Here is a 25,465-nt window from a genome sequence, read left to right as displayed (position 1 = left end):
AAGATAAGCACCATTCTATGCGATTTTATACAACTTACGTTAGACTCAAGCAAAAAGGTTCAGCCATTATCTGCTCATACAAACACTTTCTTTTAGCCCTAGTGCTTTTATTGATGGCAAGCCAGGCATTTGGTTTCAGTAACTCTCAGTGGGATTGTAAATTAGCGAATGATGGTCAAACCTGGGATTGTTCCGCGTCTACCAAACCGATTGAAAAAAGTGCCAAAGTAGATAGTCCGCAACAACCCTCTAAGGATCAAACAACCGTTGCAGACAACACGACTGATAAACCAGCGCCCCCCTCTGTTCCAAGGGTTCGAGTTGCTGGCCAACCAAAAGTCATACAAACAAACAAAAAAGCACCGACTCAGACTCAAGTCACAACATTAAAAAACACTGGCTCATGGGATTGCAAAACTGGTGAGAATGGAACTTGGGACTGCTCACAAACCAGCGCGCCTTCTACAATGGTAGCCACCCTAGATAATAGACAGAGCATTGCCTTGTATGATGATAATGCAGGCCGGGTTAGAAATAATGCGCTGTTTCATCAAATGGTTAGGCAACTTAAAGTTGACCCTTGGGACACTTGTGAAGTCACTACCGACTCACTTCGCGAAAGCAGAAACAGCATTCAGCAAAATCGTTTAAATTCTGAGGTAAACATACAATCAGACTACGCCGAAGTCCTTGATAAAAGTAATGCCAAATTTAGCGGCGATGTCTTGGTTAATCGTGCTGATCAATCTATTACCGCCGACCAACTGACATATAATAATCAACAAGAAAGCGCCTCTGCTTCAGGTGATGTTTTCTACCAAGAAAATGGTTTCGCCTTGCACAGTGACCAAGCTGAACTACAGCTTGCTAAGGATACCGGGCAATTTAAAAACAACCAATTTATTCTTGAAACCACACACGCTCGCGGCAGCACCCAAACAACAACACTGGTTAACCGTAATATCACCCAGTCAACAAACGTTACTTACACCACCTGCGCACCGAGTGTTAGTGACTGGGAGTTACAGGCAAGAACACTTGAGTTGAACAAGGAAACTGGTCGCGGAACTGGACGTGACGTATGGGTTGAAGTATTTGATATTCCATTGCTTTATACGCCTTACATTAGCTTCCCTATTGATGACCGACGTCAATCTGGGGTCTTGACACCGACCTTTGGAAGTTCTGACACAACAGGCGTTGATTTCTCTCTCCCTTACTATTGGAATATTGCGCCAAACTATGATGCAACTATTACTCCTCGCATCATGAGCAACCGAGGGTTTATGCTCGGAGGCGAATTTCGCTACCTAACAGGTAGCAGTGAAGGACAGGTATCTGCTGAAATTCTAAGCGATACAGAGACGAGCGACTTACGAGGTCAATTTTCATTACAAAACCAATCAACCATTACATCTCGTTTGAGCTCAGATATAGACTTAAACTACATCTCCGATGATGATTATTTTGAAGATTTTGGTAATAGCCTCATCAGCTCTAGTAACCGTTACCTAAAAAGCCAAGCCAGTTTAAATTACCGTGCCGATCACTGGAGCCTACTAACTAAAATAGATAACTATGACTCTATTGATGAATCTCTCTCTAGCACTGATCGACCTCACCGTCGTTTACCACAAATACTGTTTAATTTACGTGAAACAGAGCTATTTGGTATCGCCAAAATGGACATGCGTAATGAGTTTGTTTATTTTCAGCACGGCTCAGACGTCGATGCTAAACGTGCAGATATTCATCCAGGCATTAGCGTTCCTTTAAGAAACGCCAGTGGCTTTATAACCCCAAGACTAAGCCTAAGGCATACCGAATATCGGCTGAGCGATCAAGCCAGCACCATTAACAGTGTTCAAAGCAGAACGCTTCCAATACTCTCTGTAGACTCTGGATTGTTTTTTGAAAGAAACCTTAATTTTGCCAGTGGCATGATACAAACACTGGAACCACGCGTATATTATTTATACGTTCCCCATGAAGACCAAGATGATATTCCATTGTTTGATACCTCTGAATATGACTTTAGCTTTAATCAGTTATTTAGAGAAAACCGTTTCTCCGGTGCTGACAGAGTAGCCGACGCAAACCAGCTTACCCTCGCAGTCACTTCACGTTTTATTGAGCCTGACTCGGGCTCTGAACGATTAAGAGCGAGCATTGGTACCATAGTTTACTTTGATGACCTTAACGTACAGCTTAAGCAAAACGATAAACCTATTACCGACGATACTTCTGACTTAGTAACAGAAGTTTCCGCAAAAATCACAAATACATGGTCTGCTCGCTCAGCCTTGCAATACGACCCACATGCTGGCAAAACAGAAAAAGCGACTCTGGGGCTACATTATCGTGATGGGGCAAATCGTTTATTTAACGCAACCTACCGTTCACGCTATGAAGGCACTACTGACTTCAGAGGAAACTCTAATGATATTGAACAAACCGACTTATCATTCAAATGGCCAATTAGCAAAGAATGGAGTACGGTTGGCCGCTGGAATTACTCACAAGAGCATAACCTAGCACTTGATACCTTCTTAGGGTTAGAGAAAGACACCTGTTGCTGGCGCTTAAGAGTCATCGCTAGGCGCTACGTTAACGACGCAATAGACGAAGAACCTAAAGAAGGCATTTTCTTTCAATTTGAACTAAAAGGCCTTACCAGCTTTGGTGAAAAACTAGACTCTTTCCTTGAAGAAGGCATATTAGGCTACCAAATACCCGAGCAATAACGTCCAGAAAAATCACTCTCAACAGTAAATAGAAGGTTACATAATAGCAATCCAAATGTTATTTTAACCTTCTATTTAAGCCCCTTTTAACTTGTGAATCTTTCCATCATGAATAATCTTAATCGCGCTCTCTTTATTAATGCAATCGTGCTATGTAGCTTCCTTTCGCCTGCTGTCTTCGCACAAGAGTCTATGAACCGCATTGTCGCCATTGTTGATAAAGGCGTTATTTTAAAAAGCCAATTAGACGAGCAAGTTAAACAAACCTACCAACGCCTACCCGCTGAACAACGTGCCTCAATATCAAGAGACGATATTGAAAAACGCGTATTAGACCGTATGGTACAAACCGAACTACAACTACAAATTGCTAGACGAAGTGCAATGAAAATCTCTGACGCGGAAATCGAAGACTCCATGCAACGTATCGCAGCCGCCAATAAACTTTCAACAGAAGAATTTTTAGACGTTCTACAAAAAGATGGCGTTACGCTGAAGTCTTTTAAGAACTCAATTAGAGATCAGATGTTAGTCAGACGTGTACAAGCAAGTTATGTACATCATGAAGTTAAAGTTTCAGACCAAGAAGTCGCCAGTTTTCTAAACTACCTAGAACAAAGCGAAGGAGATCAGTCGACAGAGTATCATTTAGGACATATCCTCATTGCTACGCCTGAAAACGCATCACCACAACAAATAACAACCGCTCGTAACAAGGCCGAAAAAATTATTACTAGCCTTAAACAAGGAAAGAAATTCTCTACGCTGTCCATTGCAAATTCAGACGCCAGCAATGCATTGGATGGTGGTGACCTTGGGTGGATGAAATTAGCGCAAATGCCGTCATTATTAACGCCCTTCGTTGAAAAAATGCAAGTCAATGAGTTTTCAGACCCTATTGAAAGCCCTAGTGGGTTCCATATTATTAAACTGTTTGGGACACGTGGCCAACAAAAGGTAATGATTACTAAAACACATGTTCGTCATATTCTTATTAAAATTAATGCATTGATTACCGATCAAATTGCGCAGGACCGATTGCTTAATCTTAAACAGCGTATTGAAAACGGCGAAGACTTTGCTGCATTAGCAAGAACAAACTCCGAAGATAGAGGGTCAGCCATTAATGGCGGCGACTTAAATTGGGTGCAACCCGGTGCTTTGGTGCCTGCTTTTGAAGCCGCCATGAACACACTCGAGATCAATGAAATTAGCCAACCTGTACAAACCCAATTCGGCTGGCACTTAATTCAAGTGTTAGGTCGCGAGGAACAAGATAACACCCAACTGATGCGCGAAGCTCAAGCACGTTCTCAACTACAAAAACGTAAAGCAGATGCTGCGATTGAGTCGTGGTTAACTAAGTTAAGGGATGATGCTTACATTGAATATCGCTTGGATAACTAATTATCTTTTTTATCCAGTGATCATGTAATCATGCCATTACCTCGAATTGTTATTACACCTGGCGAACCTGCCGGTATTGGGCCTGATATTTGTCTGCAAATCTGCCTGAAACCATGGCCCTGCGAGCTTATTTTTGTCGCTGACCCTAACCTGTTAGCCCGTAGAGCTACTGAACTAAACCTTTCCATCGACATTCAACAAGCAGACCTAAGGCAAGCCTCTAGCGCCCATAAACCCGGCACTATGAACGTGTTTCCAATTAAACTCGCTAAGCAAGAAATTAGTGGGCTCTTGGATGTCAGCAATGCCGCGTATATCGTTGAAACGCTCAAAGCCGCCGCTCAACTCTGTCTCGACAAGCAATGCCAAGCACTCGTTACTGGGCCTGTCCAAAAGAGTGTTATTAATGATGCTCATATAACCTTTTCTGGCCACACTGAGTTTTTAGCTGATTATTGCGGCAGCTACCCAGTAATGATGCTAGCGACCAAAACCTTACGAGTTGCTCTTGCAACAACGCACCTTCCACTAAGCAATGTTAGCGCAGCCATTACCCCTACTTTACTGGAAAAAACGATTACAATTTTAAACCATGATCTTCAACGGCAATTTGCCATCGCCAACCCGCGAATCGCCGTCTGTGGGCTCAACCCCCATGCAGGTGAAAATGGTCACTTGGGCAATGAAGAAATTGACACCATTATTCCTTCACTTGAAAAATTACGCCTAAATAATATCTGCCTGACTGGCCCCCTGCCGGCTGACACCGCGTTTACACAACCCGTGCTTGAAAAACATGATGTGGTGTTAGCAATGTACCATGACCAAGGCTTACCAACCCTTAAGTTCTCTGGCTTTGGCGACGCTGTTAATATCACCTTAGGTCTACCAATTATTCGCACATCTGTTGATCACGGCACAGCTCTTGATTTAGCCGCCACAGGAAAGGCCAGTGCAAGCAGTTTAGCATCTGCTTTAGACACTGCCATACAACTCGCACAAAGGTCAACCCTTGAACAAACAACATAAAGCTCGTAAACGCTTCGGCCAGAATTTTCTACAAGATAGCCAAATTATTCATCAGATAATCATGGCCATAAACCCTATCGCCACTGAACACCTTGTTGAAATTGGACCAGGTCAAGGCGCTATTACAGAACCACTCCTTGATGCTCAATGTGAGCTTGATGTAGTAGAGTTGGATAGAGATTTAGTAGAGCAACTAACTAGCCGCTTTTCTCATATCGACCGCTTTACCCTTCACAGTGCAGATGCCTTAACCTTTGATTTTGCTGCTTTAGACCATGGCCAGCCATTGAGAGTTATTGGGAATTTACCTTACAATATTTCAACGCCCTTATTGTTCCATCTATTAACCCAAGCCTCGCATATCAAAGATATGCATTTTATGTTGCAAAAGGAAATTGTTAATCGGCTTCAAGCACAGCCTGGCAGCAAGCAATTTGGTCGCCTAAGTATCATGGTGCAACTTCATTGTCAGGTTGAAGCACTATTTGATGTCGAACCAGAATGTTTTCACCCACAACCTAAAGTCATGTCGAGTATCGTCCGTATTACTCCTTACCGCCAACAAAAATACCTGATTGATGATATGCAGCTATTTGAAACCATAGTAAAGGCCGCCTTTTCTCAGCGTCGTAAAACCATTAAGAACACATTAAAAAATATTTGTGATGACAACGCACTTGACGCCGCTAACATCGCCCCCAGCCTTCGTGCAGAAGCCCTGACAATTGATGACTTCGTTAACCTTAGCAATCAACTCAGTCGTGCTTAAGTTAAATTATTGAGCAACCAACGCTGCTTCAACAGGATATATCAGCTGTATTACGTGGTAGGACAAGTACAAGTAACAAAACGTTAATAATAAACTCACACCCAAACTCTTTTGTATTGTTTGTCGAATAATATTTGCCAGCACAGCAAAGCTCCAACAAACAATTAGAAAGACGACCAAACCTAGCACGCCGGTTGAGCCTTCATTACCAGTCATACCACCCATCAAAAAAACAAATGGAGCACTGATTACGGTAATTAAAGCACCGCTTCCGTAAATCGCTGTTACTGATTGATTAAAACGATTCTTGAGTGCAAAGAAACTCAATAATATATAGACGAATAAGCCCAACAATATGGTTTCAATGAAGGATTGAACAACTGCCTCACCGAATGCCATAGAACTTGAAAGCAGTAAACTACCTGATAGAAAATAAATAAAAAATACGGCTTTCAATAATATTGTAGAGTCCGGCACATCTTGCGGTCCTTTCTTGATGAGACAAAGATCAACAAATAGCCGTAACACTGTTTTAAAATCATTATTCATGCCGCAAGTATGCTGTACCATAGGCGTTTATTCAATGCGCTTTGTGTAAATCGAAATGATATTAAGTGAAAATGATCAAATAGAGCTCAGGATTATTGAACTCAACCAAGAACATCAAGATTTACACTATATCATCGACCATTTAAGTGAAGAAATTCAGCCTGATCAACTGAGGATTCGTCGATTAAAAAAAAGGCGCCTATTTATAAAAGATCAAATCGTACACTTGAAAAGCACCTTAATCCCCGACCTTGATGCCTAATGGAAAAAATTAGTTACGAACAATACCTACAACTGATTGACGGTGCGCAGGTAATAGAAAAAGATGGCGCCGGTATAAAAGTACTGGATACTCAGCAAGGTGAAATCATTAAATTATTTCGCCGAAAACGATTCTTTTCGACTGCTGTTTTAAAACCTTACGCAGTTCGTTTTGTAAACAACGCTCAACAGCTTGACACCCTTGGTATTCCAACGGTTAAAATTAATCGACTACTTTGGTGTCACAGCATTAAGCGTCATCTCATTGTATACCAACGCTTAGACGGCTTATTACTGCGCGATGTCTTAAGCGATAGCACACTCAATAGCGATGCCCTCTTTCGACAATTTGGAAGCTTTATTGCCAAGCTACACAATAAAGGAGTTTATTTCCGCTCTGCCCATTTAAAAAACATTCTTGTTTGTCCTAATGGGGACTTTGCACTGATTGATATTTCAGATATGCAAATCAAGAAAAAAGCCCTCAAGTTAACGTTACGCATACGGAATTTTCAACACATACTTCGTTATCAGGCAGATAAAGACTTACTCAAAAAACACACTGAAGCCTTTCTTTCAGCTTACCTTGAGGCCAGCCCGTTAAACAAAACCGATGCAGCAGCTCTAAACCGTGGCTTACAGTCTAATTTGAGTAATACATCAGCGACGTAAACAAAGTACTGCAAGAACACATCACCTAGTCGACGTTATGTTTTCTCACTAAAATATCTTCCATCACTAAATATTCCAAGTCAGACCCATAAAACATATTTAGGGCATCGGTTGGTGAACACACCATTGGCTCTCCACGACGGTTTAGCGAGGTGTTTAACACAACCCCATTGCCGTTGAGCTTTTCAACTTCGCTAATCAGCGAATAATAACGAGGGTTAGTTTTTTCAGTGACAATTTGTGCCCGTGCTGTTCCATCTTCATGCACTACTTCCGGAATACGTTGTTTCCAACTTTCTGCCACATCAAAGGTAAACGTCATATAAGGGCTTGGGTGATCGGTTTGCAATATATCCTCAGCCACTGTATCTAAAATACTTGGGCAAAAAGGTCGCCAACGTTCGCGGTATTTGATCTGTGCATTAATTCTATCTGCCACACCTTTACTACTGGGGTTGCCAATAATACTTCTATTGCCTAACGCACGAGGGCCAAACTCCATACGGCCTTGGAACCATGAAATAGGGTTACCCTCAGCCAACAACTTAGCTGTGTATTGCGTCGTATTTTCCAACACTTCATACTTTGGTTTATTCGGGTGATCTAAACAGGCCTGAATACACTCTTCATTGGTGTATTTTGGCCCAAGGTAGACATGTTCCATTTTTTCAATCTCATCGCCTAATTCTTGAGCCGCATAACTCGCCGCACCAATCGCTGTTCCTGCATCACTTGCAGCAGGTTGTACAAACAGTTCCTTAACATCAGGTCGAGCAATAATGCGCTGGTTCAATTTAACATTAAGAGCAACTCCACCGGCGTAACATAACTTGCCAGTTTCTTTTAAGGTGTCGCCTAGATAGGTATCAATTAGGCCCAGCGCTACTTTTTCAAGCAAGGCTTGAATGCTTGCAGCATAATCAATATACGGGTCATCAATCTCATCACCTTCACGCTTTGGCCCCAGCCACTCAATCAACTTTGGACTAAAGAAATAGCCTTTGCCATTTTCTTTATAACGACGTAAGCCCAAGCAATTAACCAACTTAGTATTCACTCGGAAATCCTTACCATCGGTTTCAATTAAACGTGAAAAATCAAACCGGGAAGGGTCGCCATAGGGTGCCATCCCCATTACTTTAAACTCGCCATCAAGCATTTCAAAACCGAGAAATTCGGTAATTGCGCCATAAACACCGCCCAGTGAATCAGGATCATAAAATTCTTTTATTTTATGAATTTTTCCATGTTCACCGTAACCGAAAAAGGTGGTTGCGTACTCACCTTTTCCATCAATTCCAAGAATAGCCGTTTTTTCTTTAAAACCACTTAAGTGATACGCACTACTCGCGTGCGCTAAATGATGTTCAACTGGAACATACTTAACACGCTGAGAGCCAATGCCAAGGTCATCGAGCATTTTCATAACACTATTGAAGTTGCGCTCATATCGACGGTTACCATTAAACAATGCCATCAGCGCACGATCTGGCGCATACCAATGCCGTTTTGCATAATGCCATCTCGCTGGACTAGATAAGCCTATTTTCGCGTACGGAAACGCCACTACGTCGACATCGCTTGGTTTAATACCCGCGTACTCTAGACAGAACTTGGTAGATTCGTAGGGAAACTGACCTTTTGCGTGTTTATCTCGTAAAAAGCGCTCTTCTTCAACCGCCGCAACTAATTTCCCATCAATGTATAACGCTGCTGATGCGTCATGACTAACTGCACCCGACAAACCTAAAACTATCATAAATAATCCGTTTTCAATTCCTGTTATTTCACCTAGCTTGGTGATTCTTTTTGCAGCATTTTACAGGATCCAAGGTTCTTGCTGTTTATAATTTCAACCCACAAGACAGCCTTTTCAGCGCCCATTAAATTTATTTTTTATTCAACTTATTCCAAAGCCGTTTTGAAGCACTGCTCAAATAGCTCTCACCTTGGTAGGTCTTATAAAATGCTAACTTATCTTCATCACTCCACGTCTTAGCATGTCGTAATAAGGTATCTAAATCCCTATACATAGCTTGCTTCTTTGTCAGCACTTTTTTTACTTTTTCCAAGTCTATAACGCGTAAATCCACCCCACCTGTTGCTAATTGCTTTGCGAAAACATGCTTTGGATACAAGCAGTTATGCTGAAACTTATGCTTATGCATGCTATGGAGTAGTTCAGCCAGTTTTTCAAATAGTGCCGTTTTTTGTTGTTCGTTTGCTAACAGTGCTGAGCCCATCCTATAGTCTTCGGACGATAGCGGAGCATAGCCAGACAATTCCTCGGTCATAATAAAAGCACGTTGATGCCCATCTTGCTTCCATTGTTCAAAAAAAACGACTTCTAACGATGGAATATTATGCTGCTGAAAAGCACGAATAACATTGAATTCTCTAGCAAATGTGGAAAACCCTTTAATGGGGTGCCCCAGTGTACGCGTCACATGGTCCTCTTGACGTTTTAAAAACACCCCGACTGAACCACCTAGCGGCAACTTTAACTCAACCCTAGAAACTCCGCTCCAACCACCTCGGCGGTAATTAGGCTCTTCAAACCAATCTGCTTTCAGTGCCCATACTTTTTCATAACTGTCTAAGTCATTAAAAACGAGTATGTCCCGCCATTTTTCAGCTATATAATGTTTCATTTGATCACCAACTTACACATCTAATGTCCTCTAGGAAATCATTATATCGGTATATTTTTCACGGTACTCGATTAAATATAGTCCCTCAATACCGCTCCACTTTATCGACTATCGGGCTCAATGATGCATCGAACTGGCTAACGTTTAATACTGGTAAAACTTTATCATCAGGCAAAACCACCTGCCTAAAAATTACTCTGCCAAGCAATCAAGGAGTTTTTTATTTCAAAAGGTATGTCTATAAAAAAAATCGCTGGGAATTTTTCTTACGCCGAAGCAAAGCCGCTAATGAGTCAATTAACTACCAACGTTTTAAGAATCTTGGCATTCCTACCTTAGATACAATTGCCTTATATGAACAACGCTCCTTTGGTCGCTTAGATACTGCTTGCATCGTGACAAAGGAACAACCTGATACCATGCAATTAGATCACTTTTTCAAAAAAGTCCTGTTAAAAATGCCCAACAGTGAGCGCAGACTTATACTTAATAGTCTTAAGGAGCAATTATTCCAACAAATAAGAACCGCTCATGACACTGGGCTGTTTCATTTAGATCTCAAATGGCGGAATATCCTTATCCAACAAACAGGACAGACTTACACACCTATATGGATAGATTGCCCACGAGGCATTCAGCGTAAATTTTTTAATTACCGCCTTAAGGTGGCCGACTTAAGCGGCTTAGCCCGCAAAGCACTCTCCTTCTTTACCACCCAACAATTATACAGAATGCTTTATTCTTACCTTGGTCCCTCCGCATCAAAAGCAGAGGCTAGAAAGCTGTTTTTGGATATTGCCAAGCATTTAAGCCGCCGCCCACCTAAAAAGATAACGCCTTAAGCTTTTATCGGTTTAGCTTTTAAGATCCGTGCTTTTCTTTTTACTTCAGCCCAAAACTTTTTGTTCCCGGTTAATTCTTTAGTCGCTTTATTCCCAGTGTAGTGATAGATAAAGTAAAACAAATCCTGACGACTGAGGCCAAGATCCATACTTGAAAACCACAAAGCGGCCAAATCTTTTACTAACCAGCGCATCGGCGTTTTAGCTCTTATTTGTACCCGATGTAAGTCTATTAAATAAAGATCAACATCTTTATTGCCATTAAGGGCTTCAAGTTCATTCTCTTTCAATAAAAAATGGCAAATATACAAATCTCGATGATTAATGCCATTTTCATGCATTTTTCGCGTTATGCTAGCCACACGTCTAATCAATGCTCGCTTTAATTTTAGCGAAGGCTTATCTACTGCCCAATTTGCACAGAAATCTTCTAAGCTTATGGCCGGCTCAAGTGACCGTGTTAGCACAAAGGATTCTTGCTCGGCGATATTCCACCCACGCCGCCCATAAGCTGCAAGTGTCATCGTCTTAATGCCAAGCTTTGTTAGAGCACGAATGGCATCATATTCATTTTCGGCACCCAATATAGGTAACCGCCCCTGAATAATGTTTTTTAAAATCTCCCTCCAACCAACACCGTGGTGAATTTTTGCAAAGTAAAACGTCTCCTTAAGAAGAAACTTAAATGTTTTACGTCGCGCCACTTGTCGATACATTTCACCGTCAAGTGCCATTAACTGATCAAAGCTAGGGGTGTCGCCCCAGTCTTTTTGAAACTCTTCCGTTACTTCAAGTTTCATTCCGTTTCCTATTTATGACAGTTTCAATCGCCTCTACTGCTTTTTCAGGCATGCTGTATAAGTCTTCTTTGTTTGCAAATGCTAATGCATGGTCACGCCGTTCATTGGTTTTACCATCCGTTAGCATTCTCACTAACTGTTCATTAAGTAACTGCTGATTAAAGGGTGACGACATTACTGCACCTGCTTTAGACTGCGTAACATACTTCGCATAACCACACACATCCGTTACCAACATGGGTAGACCTGCAACCATTGCTTCTAAAATAACCGTTCCCGTATTCTCCTTACGCGCAGGATGTAACAGCAGATCAGCCGCTAATAAAAAATCAGGCACATCTGACCGCCCTCCCATTAAGTGAACCCGTTCACTTACCTTGTTTTCTCGGGCCAAACGCTCATAGCTAGAAAGGTCATCTTCACCAACAACCATTAAAGACGTTTTACTCTTCAACCCTTCAGGTAACGCCGCTATTGCTTTTATCGCTCGGTCAACGCCCTTGGTTTTAAACCCAGTTCCAACCATCAAGACCATTAAATCTTGCTCAAGCATGCCTAGCTGTTGACGAAAAGCTGCCCGCTTACGAAGTGCATCTAATGGTCTACGTCGGTTGATATCAATGCCTGGCGGTAACATCACTAACCTTTCAGCAGCAGTCTGGTAGTGCTTTTTAAACAGTGCCATTTGCACATCTGATATCATCAAACATACCGTACGACTGGGCGCTTTGAAAACAGCTTTTTCCACCCCAGCGTAAAAACGATATCGCGGATTGAGTTTATTGAAAAACGACCGGGCAGAAAAGCGATCGATGTAACAAGGATCCGCGGCATAATACACATCAACACCGGGAATTTTATTAAAACCGATCACTGCCTCATACGATTGTTGCTCCAACCTTGATCTCAATTGCTGGTGAAAGTCAGCAACTTTGGCATGATTACTCCACCCCGAGGAACGCAACACAGAGACATTATAGCCAGCCTTTTGATCACCTTGCCATTCCATTACATACACATCAACTTGATAACCTTTCTCAAGGCAAATATCCGCAATACGCATAAAATCACGCGCTAGTCCGCCGTACGGGAAATACTTATAAAGTGCAAAAGCTAAACGCATGGAAGCTAAAATAAAATCCTATTGAATTAAAATAATTTTACCCCTAAACACCCTACCAATGGTCAAACTATGCGTTAAAATGTTGGATTGTTAAGCGCAACGGTTAAACATTGAACAAGCAAACTAAAAAAGCCCCATCAAGCACTAGCATTAAAATTTACTTAAGGCTGCTTGAATACGTTTGGCCTTATTGGAAACCTTTTTCCGTTAGCCTCTTAGGGTTTCTCATTTTCGCCCTCACGCAACCCGCTCTTGCTGCCTTGATGGAGTACTTAGTCGATTCATTACAGGCTGAAAATAGATCGGAAATTTACTGGGTACCTTTAGCAACTATCTGTATTGTCTTTTTTAGAGGCATTGGCTCTTATTTAGGCAGCTATTACATCGCTAAAGTCGCTAATAATATTGTACATACTCTACGTCGTGAAATTTTTAATAAATACACAACCCTTCCGAACTCATATTTTGAGGACCAAAACTCAGGTCATTTACTTTCACGTGTCACTTATAACGTCTCTCAAGTCACTTCTGCGGCCACAGATGCCATTAAAATTATTGTCAGAGAAGGCTTGACTGTCATAGGCTTATTAGCTTATCTCTTATACATGAATTGGGCATTATCTTTGATATTTCTAGCCATAGCGCCCGTTATTGGTTTACTTGTAAGGTATGCAGGTAAGCGTTTCAAAGCCATTAGTAAGCGAATTCAAACCTCAATGGGCGATATCACCCATGTCTCGTCCGAGCTGATCAACAATTACCGCGTTGTTCGCAGCTTTGGTGGCGAGGAGTACGAAAAAGAACGTTTCAAAGACGCAAGTTTTTCAAACTTCAGACAAGCGATGAAAATGGTACAAACAAGCGCTATAAACACACCTGTTTTACAACTTATAGTGTCTTCTGCCTTAGCATTAATGATTTATTTAGCTTTATTGTTTATGACTAATGCCAGCCCTGGTGAGTTTATTGCTTATATTACCGCCGCTGGATTAATGCCTAAACCCATCAGACAACTCAGTGAAGTAAACGCAAACATTCAGAAAGGTATCGCCGGTGCAGAAAGTATTTTTGAGATTTTCGACACTCAACCTGAAAAAGATACTGGAACTTATACAACCGACTCAGTGACAGGCCACATTGAAATAAAGCACTTAAAATTCACTTACCCCGCCACCGATAAGATGGTTCTTAATGATATCAATATCGATATTAAGCCCGGCATGATGATTGCCTTAGTCGGCAAATCAGGCAGTGGCAAAACCACTTTAGCTAACTTGATTCCACGCTTTTACCCCCACCAGCAAGGTGAAATATTCTTGGATGGTGTGGAAATTAACAACTATACCCTCAAAAACCTGAGACAACATATTGCTCTCGTTACTCAGAATATCACCTTATTCAACGATACTATTGCTAACAATATTGCCTATGGTGGACTTAGGGGAACACCGTTAGACGACATCAAAAAAGCAGCCAGTGATGCGAATGCCTCCGAGTTTATCGAACAATTGCCAAATGGTTGGGATACCTTAGTGGGAGAAAATGGCTTAAAGCTCTCTGGTGGCCAACGTCAGCGAATTGCAATTGCTAGAGCCTTATTAAAAGACGCACCTATCCTCATTCTTGATGAAGCAACTTCTGCCTTGGACACCGAATCAGAACAACTGATTCAAAATGCACTTGAAAAAGCCATGAAGAACCGTACAACTATCGTCATAGCCCATAGGCTCTCGACCATCCAAAACGCCGATGAAATCTTGATTATGGATAATGGTAAGGTTATTGAATCGGGGACACATAAAATCTTATTAGAAAGTAACGGTGCTTACACTAAGCTATTAAAAAACCAAGTAAAAAACACGTAGATAAAGAGCAAAACCGTACCCCCCCTATCAGATGAAAAAGACCATAAAAATATTACAATTAACTATTTCTGAAGATCCTGGGATTTTAGACTTAACACGCGAAATTGCTAAAACATTTAATGATCCGCCTTATGAAATAATCACAGCTTTTCTACATCCGACAAAACACCTAACAGATTACAAAAAGGCTTTTAGTTTTCAACTCAAAAAGTCCGACCTTAAAGGTTTACGCCTTAAGGCTTTATGGAAACTTTATCGATATTGTCGCCAAGAAAATTTTGATGTCGTTATCACACACCGGTTCAAACCACTACATCTCATGTTAGCCTTAAATAAATTATTAAACATATCGTTATGTATCCCCGTAGTTCATGGGTTTGATGAGTTTAAACGTCGTTATCGAAAAAAATGCGTCTCCATCGGCTGGAGTAAACATTGGCATTTTGTAGGCGTGTCAGAACCCGTCTCCGCTTACTTAAAAAAAACTCTTCGACTTGATAAAAATGATATCAGCGTCATCCATAATGTCATTGATATACAAAAATTAAGTGCATCATTCAAAACAAAAACCCAAAGCAGGGAGTTATTAGGCCTTAAGCAAGATGCCTTTATTTTTGGAACCATTGGCCGACTAGTTCCACTTAAAGGGCATTTGACTTTAATTAAGGCATTTCAAATAACTCTAAAAAAACACCCTCATAACCAGCTTCTTATCATTGGTAGTGGCGACGAAGAACCTTTTCTAAAACAATATATTCATGACCATGAGCTAACTCATTCCGTCAAACTACCTGGCCATATCGAAACTGCATCGTCATTATTAAAAGCTTTAGATGTCTTTGTTTTGCCATCATTAAAAGAAGGTTTTGGTCTTGTATTATTAGAAGCGATGGCAGCAAAATTACCGATTATCGCCAGTAATACCGGAGGGATTCCTTATGTTCTTGGCAGTTTAGGTCAACTGGTAGCCCCCATTGATCAACCACAAGCCTATGCAACAGCTATGCTAAAATACCTTTCAAAAGATCAACCACTCGTTCTTAAAGAAACCGAATTATTACATAAACGCCTTCATGATCATTTTAGCTTGTTTAATTTCCAACAGGCATGGCGGGAATTAGTTACCACTCAACTAGAAATAGTTGATAGTAAAAAAAGTACATAATCAACACCTTCTAACCATTAGCCTCAGAACCAACCAGACCCACTACAAAAACATGAAGAAAAAACTTGTCTTTATTTTATCGAGCAATTACTCAGGCTCACACTTTTTATCATTATTGCTAGGTAGTCATTCAAAAGCAGTACACCTTGGGGAAACAAAAAACCTCATCAAAGAGGGCGTTAATTGTTATAAATGCGGCGTTTCAAATGACTGCCATTTATTTGAAGGCATTCAGGAATTAACTACCGAAACATTCTACCCAACACTTTTTGATCGTGCTGGAGATCAAATCAACTTACTTATTGATACTTCAAAAAAAACTGAGTGGGCTATCAATTTCATTAATACTCAATCGGAATATGACATTAAAATCGTTCATTTAATACGTGACCCTAGGGCACTGATAAGACGTTGGAATAATAAATATACATCTTTATTAAGCCAGCTAAGCCAGCGAAGAAAAGTACTAAAAGCATTCCCAAAAAAAACACTTCAGCTGATCTTTAGCAGTCAAAGTAATATTTATTTATATAAATGGTTAAAACAAAATCAAAAAATTGTTGATTTCACTAAGCGATTTTCCCTAGATACAAAAACCATTACCTACCATGACCTAACACTAAACCCTGAAAAAGAGTTATCAACATTAATGGAATGGTTAGGCAACACTTATGAAACGACTCAATTAAAATACTGGGAGTTTGAGCATCATGGAACCCAAAAAAGGCAATATGAGTGGGTAAAAAAACAACAAACTACTTCACATATTGACTTGCGTTGGAAAGATGCATTAACTAAAAAGCAATCTAAATTAATATCAAGTAATCGAGACCTTAGAAGTTACCTTGAACAAAACAAACTATTTCAGATAGAAAAAGGTATAACAAAACTATAAGTGATTTTGAACATCTTACCTAGACCCTATAAGTTTTCCTGATGCCCGACCTATACAGATCAAAACACTTATAAAAATGACTTACATTTAAGAATAACTAGTCAAATAGTTTATTCAGCTGTCAATAGGGGAGGGGCGTAACCAAACTTATCAATCAGTAATTTATCACGGTTATAAATGAGTTCAATAGACTCGCTATCGTAGTATTGAGAAATTTTAAACGGTCTTTTGGATATGTTCACTTTTTCTGCACTAAAAACCGAGTCCTTTTCCTCTTGTTTAAGGGGTCTTATTTTTTCAATAGCTTTTAAAAAATCTTTCTCTAACGACTCTTGACGAATAAAAAAATCAATATAACAAGCCTCTGCTTCAAACTGGGTTAGATCAGTGAAATTGGATATTAAGCGTTGATCATCTAACTTTCTAGGTTCCAAACAACACAAGCGTAGGTACCTGTATGACATAAAACCACAGAAATCTATAATGGCGGTACGCCCGTACTCTTTATTTAAATAACCGCTATTACTTGGGGTATGTATAAGTTTTAGCCAACGTCTAAACAGCTCTACATCTGTAGAATCACTGTATACCTCTTTCCACAATGAAGTATTCTTTATTTTGTTAGTCAACCGGTCTGCCAGCCCCCCCCCTCCTTGCACCCCGAATGTCCAAAGAGAGAGATACCAATCCCATGGGTTACGTATAGAAGAAATAAAGTAATCATTAGTTTTAATTTGCTTATCAGATGCTGGATTGTGTTTTCCGATTTGTTCCCCATCAAAAATTTTAGATAATAATGATGCAATATGAGTACAGCCCGTTTTTTGCATCTGAATGTATATCAACTTCTCAGTGATAAACAAAATACCTCCTAAAACAAACAACTCTAGCTGAGCGGTCTTTAAATACCCAAAACGACTTTCGCCTATATAGGTTAGATTTACTAAAACTCATAACCAAACTCATCAATATCCTGTTTATATAAGTACCCAACTTTTTCTCTAGTGTGTTTAGTGTATATCTCTTTGTAATCTATAGATGAGCCCATCTTTATTTTGGGCAAATCCACCACTAAACCTAAACTTTCTTTAAGCTCATTAAACCCTTCCTCTAAATTCTCATATCGACCAATATAATCAAGGTTCACCATTCCTAGAGTATCCTCAAGAAACTTCCTTTGTGGCACAAAGTGTATTTGTTTATATATGTTATCCTCATTCAACCAAGTTGACACAAAATGATCAAATGACTCAAAGCTATTCATTAGTTTTGCCCATTTCTGATCTCTTTTACCCGCTCCACCTTGTCTCAAATAATTATAGGCAGATAGTGCTCTAGCCCATGGATTTCTGACAAATGCAATTTTAAAATATATTGAGAGCGGCTGAGAACTTAAGGTCTCATAGTACTTTAATGGCAAATGCCCATACCTTTTCCCATCATATAAGGCCGCCGCTAAACTACTACTAGCTGCCTTAGGTACTTCAATCAAAATTATTTTTCGATCATCAAAAGCCTCCGGAAATGTCGCCCTATTATTTAATATTTTTTTAATCCCGCCTTGTTCATGCGCTTTTAAGGTTGATAATAAATATTCGCGTTCCTTAAGAGAGAATAACTTCCAAACTAACTTATTAATTAAACTCACTTTTCCTCCTTCAACACTGCAACTTAACAAATAAAAATATTGGTTATTTGAAGCGCAACCGGCTCATTATGCTCATTTTATAAATTACAAATTTTTATGTATGGTTTCCAACATGGAAGCTTTACTTAACTTACTGTATTTAGGTGAGACTTACTTGCTAAAAAAACTTAGGGAACGCAGATAAAGCATCAATAGCACCAGAAACGTTTTCTTAAAATGTCATCATTTCCTAATGACCACCTAAATTGTCTACAATCTAATAATAGTTGTAAACTCTCGCTTAGTAGCCATGATAGAAAATTTAGTTTCCAACCGGTTCAATGCAACATCAAGCAATTCTTCCTTTTCACCCAAATAGACACGAAACATAACCTCTGCAAGTGCCTCAACATCTCTAAAATTAAAAAGCCAACCAGCACCTGAAACCACCTCTTTCGCACCACCACAATCACTTGCTACAACGGGAACCTTAGCGGCCATTGCTTCCAACAAAACCAAGCCAAATGGTTCCTTATCTGAAGATAAAGCAAATAAATCAAACGCTTTATAATAGTTCTTTGCATTGTTTATTTGGCCTGAAAATCTAACCTTTTCTCCCACACCTAAATCATTAGTTAACTGCTGCAATGATGCTTTAAGCCTCCCACTACCTATAATTACTAGCTGACTAACAGGTATCTTTTTATTAAAAAGCGCAAATGCCTTTATAAGCGTCGCTTGATCTTTATCATCATGAAGACGACCAACATTACCAATAATAAATGAATCTTTGGCTAAACCTAAAAAGTCTCTGGCAGCCTCACGAGTTAACTGCCCCCTTTTTATTTCTCTTATATCAAGAGCGTTATATAGCGTTTGCACTTTATTCTTCGGAAATAATGGCATTGAGTCCCTAATATCATCTCTAACAGCATTAGAAACACCTAGTATTATTAAACGCTTAGCAACTAAGGAAAGAAGTAACCTGCGACTTAAATTTTGAAACGCACCAAAAGCATGTATAACACCGACCTGTTTAAACTTTAAGCCTAATAAACACACTATTATTGCTAAATAAATAGCCTTATACCTATGACAAATAACAAGGTCGAATTTTTCATCCCTTATCAGTTTATAAAGCTTAACGATCAGCCCCAGCTTCATTCCTCTTAATTGTTTTGTATCGCAAGCCCAAAAAATCAATCTAGAAGCTTTTGTTGCTTGTTTAACTGCCTCTGATTCATCACCTGTCAAATATAGCGTAACAACCTCATTATCATCATTTAGCATCGACTCATAATGATTGCTCACACCTAAAAACGGTGCGTTATATCCATGCGATATTTGAAGTATTTTCATTTTATAGGAATAATTACATTACGTTTGAAGAGCGCTTTTATATGAATGGCCTAACAATTTTTCTTCGTTCAACTTAATCTGCCAATAGACTTGTGCCACTGGTAACCAAAAAATCAGCCACAACGCATCGGGGTTTGTTATTAGTTCATTTCCATCAAAAAACAAAGTAATAATACCGGCAAACAAACCAAACGACATAGCCGATTTAACTTGCCAGCCTTTGACCAAAATGTATGCAAGCGGTATTAGCAGGCCCAAAGCGCCAACTATACCGGTATTTATAAGATGGACAATAAAAATATTGTGTGCGTGTTGAAACACGAGCCCATCATCAATGACCACTCCCCTATCATCTCCAAAACCACAACCAAACCATAAGTTACAGTCTAATGCTTTCTCAATACCACTCAACCAAATATCAATCCGATATGAAACTCCACGATTCAGCAAATTACCATAATAAGCTGAAACTGCTACGTAACTTACAAGTAATATAAAAGTGACTAGTAAAATAACCTTTTTATGCTTCACATTCGACAAGAACAGCATTATGAATAACCCAAAGCACAACCCAACAAGTGCTGAGCGTGCGTTATAAAAATACTGTAAAGATAAAATAACCGCCAAGGTGACCAAGACTTGTAAGTAACTTTCCTTTTGAAACATCAAATAAATCAATGACACACCAAATACACTCAAAATATCTGCAACAAAGATAGGAGAATCTAGACGTAGCACGGGTATTAATCGAGCACTGAAGCTTCGACCATACCAGCCATAATAAATCGCCATTGAAACGATACTATAAGCCACCGTTAACCAAAAAATATAAGCGATTATTTTATTAACTGATACGAGCCTTGAAGAGAGCGTGAAGTAAATGGCCGAGATAAAAACAAGAACATAAAAAGCATGCCTTAGCTTTTTGCCAAACATACCCCACTCGGCATCTAAGCCTATTACCATTAATAGTAACCAAGCAGTAATAATAATAATAAAAGGACGAATATAACTGACATACTCTGTATCCTTAATCAGCAAGGGAGCCGCCAGTACCATCGGTAACAAAACCACCAAATAAAATCCAATATTGGCTAATTTAGAAGTAGGTGCTGCATACATGAAGAAAATAAATAACAGTACTCCATAGGGAGCGGCTTTTAACACAAAACGCTGAAAACCTGCTGTACCCAACTTATTCACCTGCTCTTCTTGCATAGCGTTGTTCTCTTATATATTTCGGTCTATCTACTTTTTATAAAGCTTTAAATCATCAGCTAACAATTTGTCACTAAATGATGAAAAATAAGGATTTACTTTCCATTTTTTCGGCCAACTAATTTGGAATCGCCCCACATCTTTCTTAAATTGCTGCCAAAAACCAGCAAATGATTGCTCTGCATTCAAGCCATCTAAGTCTATAAAAAAAGCGCCTTCAGCGGAGCACAAAATATTATGTGCTTTTAAATCACCATGGCTGATCTGACAGAGTTTTAAGAGTAAAAACAATTCGTAGATTTTTTTTGCCCACTGCTTTTTATTCTCTTCATCATATTGATCATCTTCATAAATATCCCACGCTCTAGGCGCATCAATATATTCTGACAACAGGTATGAGCGCCGTCTTAGTGCCCCCTTACGCTCCTCAATCATCGCATACGATTTTGCAGTTGGGATGCCCAACATTTCTAAGAGCAGACCGTTCTTCCACGATATTGCCGCTCTAGACCAACAAAAACCTCGTAGTAAAGCATGAATAGGTTTTTTTATATTGTAACGTTTTAACACATACGGCTGTCCAGCAATCTCCACCTGGGCTACCGTGGCAGTGGCGCCATCTTTCAACAATCGGCCCTTAGCAATAAGCTTGTCTGGATCAGATAGCGCTACGGCCATTTGTTCAGAGTAATCAGCCCGTTTAGCCATCAAAAAACGTGATGTATTTTGCTCACAAATATAGGCTGTACATGAGCGAAAAACCTTTTTATTAATAAATCTTTTTTGTCGCCAACGTCGTTGTTTAAGTAACGCTTGCCGCCAAGATTGTTCGCTCAAGCCGTTCCAGTCAGCCAAACTTTCTAACATTTTTGTTAACAATTGATACGCTTGTTGATCTAACGTTACCGGTAATTGCGCATAAAATAATGCTAAATTTTGCATCGCTGCTTGAGCGCTAAGCTTGTTTTTTACTTTTTTTATATCACCTGCATCAATAAGATACACATCACCTTGGCAACATAAAAAATTATCTAAATGAGGGTCTTTAATCTCAAACCCTGCCTGTTGGCACAACAACACTAACTCAGTAACTGCGAGTAATTTAGTCTCAAGCTCGGCTTGTTCAGGCTGCGACCAAAAAAAGGAAGAAAGCGTTTGCACGTGCTCTATATACTGAATAACGAGCACCCCATAATCAGTATGTTGTTCACTATGCAGTAACTCGGGCACCTTGATAGATGACTTCTTTAAAGCCTGTAACATTAACGCTTCTTTAAACATTAATGCCTTAAAACCAGCACCGTAAAAAAACTTCGCGATCACTCGCTTATTCTGCCATTGCGCACGACACGTTAATCGTCTTGTAGGTAAGTGCCTTAAATTCGCCTCTAACTGAATAGGTCCATGCTGAGTTGTTAATGCCAACATGTCAGCTGAACTGTTCGCCCAATTCTCAAGTTCCTTCACTGTATTTAGCTTTTCTATATTCATACCATTAGCTCAACTAAGTTTTGCCAAACCAAGTCCGCTGGTAAAGTCTGATAACAGGCGGGGGTTACAGTTGTTTGTTGATTGTAACAACAAACCTTTTTCAAACATGGTGAGCAAGCGAAATTTGTTTGTAAACAGGCGTTTTTTTCTCCCATGGTGCCGGTTAAGTCAGCACTCGTTGAGCCGTAAATCGTCACTGATGGTGTCTCACATGCCGCCGTTAAGTGCGCTAAACCACTATCCACACCCACTACCCCGCTGGCATTCATTAGGATTTCAGCGAGCTGTTTTACGGATGAACGTTTTAACACATATGCTTTTTCTGATAAGCGAGAGAGTTCATCAGCACGCGTTTTTTCAAACTCGTTCCCCCAAGGCAAATAAATATTGAAGCCTTTAGCGGTCGCCAGTGAAATTAATGTTTGCCAGTATTCATTAGGCCAATGCTTGCTTTCCCATGTGGTGCCATGAAGAAAAACTAAATACGGTGCTTCCAGACCCGACGAGTCACTTATACTTGCTTTATTCAGGCCATATGAAAAAAAGTTACTTGGAACGTCATAACCTAAGCTTTTTGCAAATAACTGCCGAACACGGTCAATCGCATGCTGCCCTTTTGCAACATCGACCTTATATTGGTAAGCCAGTGCTGCTAGCGGTTCTCGACAACTTGTTTTAGACAGACCGTACCTTTTACCTTTTGCATAACGTGTAAAAAAAGCACTTTTTATTAAACCCTGTGCATCAATCACAGCATCATATTCGTCTGCCTGAATATCGCGAATACTCGCCTTAATTTCAGCACGATATTTCCAAAAGTTCTTTCGCCAACGCCGAACAGACACCGGTACCACACGCTGCACATTAGGGTGTAAGGCTGGAATATCTTGAAACGAGTCTTCGACCACCCAATCAAATGAAATACCTGGAATAGCTTTTGTTGCATCGCTTAAGGCGGGCAATGTATGAATAACATCGCCCAACGATGAGGTCTTAACGACTAATACTTTCATCTGTCATCAATGAGGAAATACCCAATAAAGTGGTCACCCGATCAGCTGATATTTTGGTTAGGCAATCTAAATGCCCCAGTGGGCACTCTCGCTTAAAGCAGGGCGAGCAAGCTAAGTTCAAACTAATAACATCTGCCTCTGGGTGCAAAGGTGGGGTAAAATTTGGATCGGATGAACCATAAAGCGCAATGATTTTAATATTAAGAGCGGCGGCAACATGCATTAAGCCAGAATCATTGCTGACGACCGCATCACAAAGTGACATCAGGTCTAACGCTTCTGTTAGGCTTGTTTTTCCAGCAAAATCACGGCAACCCCCGCCACTTAACTCATTAATGCTTGTTGCCACTGCTTCGTCTTTTGCCGAACCGAATAGATACACTTGCCAGCCATTTTCTATGGCTTTTTTTGCCACCTCAGCATAATGCGTTTCAGGCCAACGTTTTGCCGGGCCATATTCTGCCCCTGGGCAAAGCCCAAGTATTTTCCCTGCCTTGGAGGGCAATAAAAACGTTTCAGTTGTTTTAGCAACACTCGCTGGATCAACTAATAAACGTGGCTGTGGAATAACCGGCAAAATAGCACACGGCTCGGTGGCCAAGGCCACAAACCGCTGCACCGTTTTAGTCAAAAAAGCTTTATTAAGTTTCCGTGCATTATTCAACAAGCCCCAACGCATCTCACCTAAATAACCGGTTCGTTTCGGTATATTGGCAAAGTAAGGAACTAAGGCCGACTTCCATGAGTTTGGTAATACAATCGCTTCGTCATAAGCCTCATCACGTAGCGATAGGCCCAAGTTTTTACGACCCTTGAAATTAAACTGCCCATGTCCCATTGGCATAACAATCGCTTTACGTACTTCAGGCATCCGCTCCATCAACTCTAACGACCATTCAGGTGCTAGCACATCAATCGAGCAGTTCTTATGCCGCTCTTTTAAGGCCATAAATAGGCTCTGCGCCATCACCATATCGCCGACCCATGAAGGGCCCACGACTAGTATGCGATAAGGATTACTCACCTCTATTTATACGTAAGTTAACCAATCACTATGCTGAGCGGAGCGACCTTGAACGGCATCAAAATACATTGTTTGTAAGCGTTCGGTAATTGGACCACGCCCCCCATTGCCAATGGTTCGATCATCCACTTCACGAATAGGCGTCACTTCAGCAGCTGTTCCGGTGAAAAACGCTTCATCGGCGACATAAACTTCATCACGTGTGATTCTTTTTTCAACGACTTCTAAGTTACACTCTTCAGCCAGTTGGAAAATTGTTTCGCGCGTAATCCCTTCCAGTGCAGAGGTTAAGTCGGGCGTAATTAACTTACCATTGCGAACAAGAAAGATGTTTTCACCGCTGCCTTCTGCCACATAGCCTTCGTGATCGAGCAACATCGCTTCATCGTAACCGCATGAAATAGCTTCCTGCAGCGCCAAAATAGAGTTCATATAGTTTCCATTTGCTTTAGCTTTGCACATCACACTATTCACATGGTTTCTGATATAAGAAGACGTACGAATGCGAATACCTTTTTCTATACCGTCTTCACCAAGGTATTTACCCCATTCCCATGCCGCAACCATGACGTGAACTTTCAAGCTATCGGCACGTATACCCATTCCTTCAGAACCGTAAAAACACATCGGACGCAAATAAGCAGACTTTAACTTATTTTTAGCCACCGCCTCGCGCTGCACCTGGTTTAGCGTAGCTTTATCAAACGGAATTTGCATATTTAAAATATGAGCCGAGCGGAACAAACGGTCAGTATGATCCTGCAATCTGAAAATAGCGGTGCCTTCATTTGTTTCATAGGCACGTGTGCCTTCAAACACACCCATACCATAATGCAGAGTATGCGTAAGCACGTGGACTTTGGCGTCGCGCCAATCTACCCATTCACCGTCCATCCAGATGACGCCATCTTTGTCATCCATTCCCATAGTTAACTCCTAATTTATTTGTGAAACTAAACGA

Annotated in this window: 23 protein-coding genes; 10 read left to right on the top strand and 13 right to left on the bottom strand. The window is 40.4% G+C overall.

The window, feature by feature from the left end; translation table 11 throughout:
- Positions 1 to 17: 17 nt before the first annotated feature.
- The 4 genes from CPC19_RS04035 (at position 18) to rsmA (ending at position 5,949) form a co-directional block, all read left to right on the top strand.
- Positions 18 to 2,744: an LPS-assembly protein LptD gene (locus CPC19_RS04035; RefSeq protein WP_035850874.1), complete on the top strand. Its 2,727-nt coding sequence runs from the start codon at positions 18 to 20 to the stop codon at positions 2,742 to 2,744.
- A gap of 108 nt (positions 2,745 to 2,852) precedes the next feature.
- Positions 2,853 to 4,151 carry a peptidylprolyl isomerase gene (locus tag CPC19_RS04030; protein ID WP_020932163.1) on the top strand — a complete coding sequence of 433 codons (1,299 nt, stop codon included), beginning with the start codon at positions 2,853 to 2,855 and terminating at the stop codon, positions 4,149 to 4,151.
- Positions 4,152 to 4,181: 30 nt separating this feature from the next.
- The gene (pdxA, locus tag CPC19_RS04025) at positions 4,182 to 5,180 is read left to right on the top strand and encodes a 4-hydroxythreonine-4-phosphate dehydrogenase PdxA (RefSeq protein ID WP_016390610.1); all 999 of its coding nucleotides are present in this window, start codon (positions 4,182 to 4,184) and stop codon (positions 5,178 to 5,180) included.
- On the top strand, positions 5,164 to 5,949 hold the full coding sequence (gene rsmA / locus CPC19_RS04020) for a 16S rRNA (adenine(1518)-N(6)/adenine(1519)-N(6))-dimethyltransferase RsmA (protein WP_016390609.1): 786 nt from the start codon (positions 5,164 to 5,166) through the stop codon (positions 5,947 to 5,949). Before pdxA ends, rsmA begins: the two co-directional genes overlap by 17 nt.
- A gap of 6 nt (positions 5,950 to 5,955) precedes the next feature.
- Here rsmA and CPC19_RS04015 read toward each other — a convergent pair whose 3' ends face one another.
- Positions 5,956 to 6,498 (bottom strand): hypothetical protein, encoded by a 543-nt coding sequence (locus CPC19_RS04015; protein WP_016390608.1) that lies wholly within the window; start codon positions 6,496 to 6,498, stop codon positions 5,956 to 5,958.
- Positions 6,499 to 6,553: 55 nt separating this feature from the next.
- On the opposite strand from CPC19_RS04015, the gene CPC19_RS04010 reads away from it, so the two are divergent.
- Both CPC19_RS04010 and CPC19_RS04005 read left to right on the top strand, forming a co-directional pair.
- A complete protein-coding gene (locus CPC19_RS04010) occupies positions 6,554 to 6,760 on the top strand; it encodes a DUF465 domain-containing protein (RefSeq protein WP_016390607.1) in 207 nt (68 codons plus the stop codon).
- Positions 6,760 to 7,431 carry a lipopolysaccharide kinase InaA family protein gene (locus CPC19_RS04005; protein ID WP_016390606.1) on the top strand — a complete coding sequence of 224 codons (672 nt, stop codon included), beginning with the start codon at positions 6,760 to 6,762 and terminating at the stop codon, positions 7,429 to 7,431. Before CPC19_RS04010 ends, CPC19_RS04005 begins: the two co-directional genes overlap by 1 nt.
- A gap of 25 nt (positions 7,432 to 7,456) precedes the next feature.
- Here CPC19_RS04005 and CPC19_RS04000 read toward each other — a convergent pair whose 3' ends face one another.
- Both CPC19_RS04000 and CPC19_RS03995 read right to left on the bottom strand, forming a co-directional pair.
- The gene (locus CPC19_RS04000) at positions 7,457 to 9,190 is read right to left on the bottom strand and encodes a carbamoyltransferase (RefSeq protein WP_016390605.1); all 1,734 of its coding nucleotides are present in this window, start codon (positions 9,188 to 9,190) and stop codon (positions 7,457 to 7,459) included.
- 130 nt (positions 9,191 to 9,320) lie between these two features.
- Positions 9,321 to 10,082 carry a lipopolysaccharide kinase InaA family protein gene (locus CPC19_RS03995; protein WP_015006569.1) on the bottom strand — a complete coding sequence of 254 codons (762 nt, stop codon included), beginning with the start codon at positions 10,080 to 10,082 and terminating at the stop codon, positions 9,321 to 9,323.
- A 23-nt stretch (positions 10,083 to 10,105) separates the two neighbouring features.
- On the opposite strand from CPC19_RS03995, the gene CPC19_RS03990 reads away from it, so the two are divergent.
- Positions 10,106 to 10,924 carry a lipopolysaccharide kinase InaA family protein gene (locus tag CPC19_RS03990; RefSeq protein ID WP_015006570.1) on the top strand — a complete coding sequence of 273 codons (819 nt, stop codon included), beginning with the start codon at positions 10,106 to 10,108 and terminating at the stop codon, positions 10,922 to 10,924.
- Here CPC19_RS03990 and rfaP read toward each other — a convergent pair.
- Together rfaP and CPC19_RS03980 are read right to left on the bottom strand one after the other, a co-directional pair.
- The gene (gene rfaP / locus CPC19_RS03985) at positions 10,921 to 11,724 is read right to left on the bottom strand and encodes a lipopolysaccharide core heptose(I) kinase RfaP (RefSeq protein ID WP_016390604.1); all 804 of its coding nucleotides are present in this window, start codon (positions 11,722 to 11,724) and stop codon (positions 10,921 to 10,923) included. The two genes, CPC19_RS03990 and rfaP, sit on opposite strands and share 4 nt — an antisense overlap.
- Entirely contained in the window at positions 11,714 to 12,847 is a 1,134-nt protein-coding gene (locus tag CPC19_RS03980) for a glycosyltransferase family 4 protein (RefSeq protein ID WP_016390603.1), read from the bottom strand. The genes rfaP and CPC19_RS03980 overlap by 11 nt, the downstream gene beginning before the upstream one ends.
- Before the next feature lie 110 nt (positions 12,848 to 12,957).
- Between CPC19_RS03980 and msbA the strand changes: the two genes are divergently transcribed.
- The 3 genes from msbA to CPC19_RS03965 are packed head-to-tail and all read left to right on the top strand — an operon-like array spanning position 12,958 to position 16,772.
- Positions 12,958 to 14,712 (top strand): lipid A export permease/ATP-binding protein MsbA, encoded by a 1,755-nt coding sequence (gene msbA, locus CPC19_RS03975; protein ID WP_016390602.1) that lies wholly within the window; start codon positions 12,958 to 12,960, stop codon positions 14,710 to 14,712.
- A gap of 31 nt (positions 14,713 to 14,743) precedes the next feature.
- Positions 14,744 to 15,877, top strand: a complete 1,134-nt coding sequence (locus CPC19_RS03970; protein WP_016390601.1) for a glycosyltransferase family 4 protein — start codon at positions 14,744 to 14,746, stop codon at positions 15,875 to 15,877.
- 52 nt (positions 15,878 to 15,929) lie between these two features.
- On the top strand, positions 15,930 to 16,772 hold the full coding sequence (locus CPC19_RS03965) for a sulfotransferase (protein WP_016390600.1): 843 nt from the start codon (positions 15,930 to 15,932) through the stop codon (positions 16,770 to 16,772).
- 110 nt (positions 16,773 to 16,882) lie between these two features.
- On the opposite strand, the gene CPC19_RS03960 is transcribed toward CPC19_RS03965, so the two are convergent.
- From CPC19_RS03960 to CPC19_RS03925, 8 genes are all read right to left on the bottom strand, one after another.
- Positions 16,883 to 17,635 (bottom strand): hypothetical protein, encoded by a 753-nt coding sequence (locus tag CPC19_RS03960; protein ID WP_016390599.1) that lies wholly within the window; start codon positions 17,633 to 17,635, stop codon positions 16,883 to 16,885.
- 80 nt (positions 17,636 to 17,715) lie between these two features.
- On the bottom strand, positions 17,716 to 18,420 hold the full coding sequence (locus tag CPC19_RS03955) for a sulfotransferase family 2 domain-containing protein (RefSeq protein ID WP_016390598.1): 705 nt from the start codon (positions 18,418 to 18,420) through the stop codon (positions 17,716 to 17,718).
- A gap of 249 nt (positions 18,421 to 18,669) precedes the next feature.
- A complete protein-coding gene (locus CPC19_RS03950) occupies positions 18,670 to 19,758 on the bottom strand; it encodes a glycosyltransferase (protein WP_035850868.1) in 1,089 nt (362 codons plus the stop codon).
- 18 nt (positions 19,759 to 19,776) lie between these two features.
- Positions 19,777 to 20,976: an O-antigen ligase gene (locus CPC19_RS03945; RefSeq protein ID WP_016390596.1), complete on the bottom strand. Its 1,200-nt coding sequence runs from the start codon at positions 20,974 to 20,976 to the stop codon at positions 19,777 to 19,779.
- Between the two features lie 30 nt (positions 20,977 to 21,006).
- Positions 21,007 to 22,467 (bottom strand): lipopolysaccharide kinase InaA family protein, encoded by a 1,461-nt coding sequence (locus CPC19_RS03940; protein ID WP_016390595.1) that lies wholly within the window; start codon positions 22,465 to 22,467, stop codon positions 21,007 to 21,009.
- Positions 22,464 to 23,480: a lipopolysaccharide heptosyltransferase I gene (waaC, locus tag CPC19_RS03935; RefSeq protein ID WP_016390594.1), complete on the bottom strand. Its 1,017-nt coding sequence runs from the start codon at positions 23,478 to 23,480 to the stop codon at positions 22,464 to 22,466. Before waaC ends, CPC19_RS03940 begins: the two co-directional genes overlap by 4 nt.
- Positions 23,461 to 24,453, bottom strand: coding sequence for a lipopolysaccharide heptosyltransferase II (gene waaF, locus CPC19_RS03930; protein WP_016390593.1), 993 nt, complete (start codon positions 24,451 to 24,453; stop codon positions 23,461 to 23,463). The genes waaC and waaF overlap by 20 nt, the downstream gene beginning before the upstream one ends.
- A gap of 57 nt (positions 24,454 to 24,510) precedes the next feature.
- The gene (locus tag CPC19_RS03925) at positions 24,511 to 25,431 is read right to left on the bottom strand and encodes a branched-chain amino acid transaminase (protein ID WP_015006581.1); all 921 of its coding nucleotides are present in this window, start codon (positions 25,429 to 25,431) and stop codon (positions 24,511 to 24,513) included.
- Between the last annotated feature and the right edge of the window lie 34 nt (positions 25,432 to 25,465).

The sequence above is a fragment of the Cycloclasticus sp. PY97N genome, from assembly GCF_002443175.1.
In the GTDB taxonomy this organism is placed as follows: domain Bacteria; phylum Pseudomonadota; class Gammaproteobacteria; order Methylococcales; family Cycloclasticaceae; genus Cycloclasticus; species Cycloclasticus pugetii.
This window is presented reverse-complemented; position numbering and strand designations above follow the sequence as displayed.

What these genes read in the sequence shown, in the direction of transcription:
- CPC19_RS04035 (WP_035850874.1), top strand. Translation starts at nt 18, where the DNA reads ATGCGATTTTATACAACTTACGTTAGACTCAAGCAAAAAGGTTCAGCC.
- CPC19_RS04030 (WP_020932163.1), top strand. Translation starts at nt 2,853, where the DNA reads ATGAATAATCTTAATCGCGCTCTCTTTATTAATGCAATCGTGCTATGT.
- pdxA (WP_016390610.1), top strand. Translation starts at nt 4,182, where the DNA reads ATGCCATTACCTCGAATTGTTATTACACCTGGCGAACCTGCCGGTATT.
- CPC19_RS04015 (WP_016390608.1), bottom strand. Translation starts at nt 6,498, where the DNA reads ATGAATAATGATTTTAAAACAGTGTTACGGCTATTTGTTGATCTTTGT.
- CPC19_RS04010 (WP_016390607.1), top strand. Translation starts at nt 6,554, where the DNA reads ATGATATTAAGTGAAAATGATCAAATAGAGCTCAGGATTATTGAACTC.
- CPC19_RS04005 (WP_016390606.1), top strand. Translation starts at nt 6,760, where the DNA reads ATGGAAAAAATTAGTTACGAACAATACCTACAACTGATTGACGGTGCG.
- CPC19_RS04000 (WP_016390605.1), bottom strand. Translation starts at nt 9,190, where the DNA reads ATGATAGTTTTAGGTTTGTCGGGTGCAGTTAGTCATGACGCATCAGCA.
- CPC19_RS03995 (WP_015006569.1), bottom strand. Translation starts at nt 10,082, where the DNA reads ATGAAACATTATATAGCTGAAAAATGGCGGGACATACTCGTTTTTAAT.
- CPC19_RS03990 (WP_015006570.1), top strand. Translation starts at nt 10,106, where the DNA reads ATGTCCTCTAGGAAATCATTATATCGGTATATTTTTCACGGTACTCGA.
- rfaP (WP_016390604.1), bottom strand. Translation starts at nt 11,724, where the DNA reads ATGAAACTTGAAGTAACGGAAGAGTTTCAAAAAGACTGGGGCGACACC.
- CPC19_RS03980 (WP_016390603.1), bottom strand. Translation starts at nt 12,847, where the DNA reads ATGCGTTTAGCTTTTGCACTTTATAAGTATTTCCCGTACGGCGGACTA.
- CPC19_RS03970 (WP_016390601.1), top strand. Translation starts at nt 14,744, where the DNA reads ATGAAAAAGACCATAAAAATATTACAATTAACTATTTCTGAAGATCCT.
- CPC19_RS03965 (WP_016390600.1), top strand. Translation starts at nt 15,930, where the DNA reads ATGAAGAAAAAACTTGTCTTTATTTTATCGAGCAATTACTCAGGCTCA.
- CPC19_RS03950 (WP_035850868.1), bottom strand. Translation starts at nt 19,758, where the DNA reads ATGAAAATACTTCAAATATCGCATGGATATAACGCACCGTTTTTAGGT.
- CPC19_RS03945 (WP_016390596.1), bottom strand. Translation starts at nt 20,976, where the DNA reads ATGCAAGAAGAGCAGGTGAATAAGTTGGGTACAGCAGGTTTTCAGCGT.
- CPC19_RS03940 (WP_016390595.1), bottom strand. Translation starts at nt 22,467, where the DNA reads ATGAATATAGAAAAGCTAAATACAGTGAAGGAACTTGAGAATTGGGCG.
- waaC (WP_016390594.1), bottom strand. Translation starts at nt 23,480, where the DNA reads ATGAAAGTATTAGTCGTTAAGACCTCATCGTTGGGCGATGTTATTCAT.
- waaF (WP_016390593.1), bottom strand. Translation starts at nt 24,453, where the DNA reads ATGGTGATGGCGCAGAGCCTATTTATGGCCTTAAAAGAGCGGCATAAG.
- CPC19_RS03925 (WP_015006581.1), bottom strand. Translation starts at nt 25,431, where the DNA reads ATGGGAATGGATGACAAAGATGGCGTCATCTGGATGGACGGTGAATGG.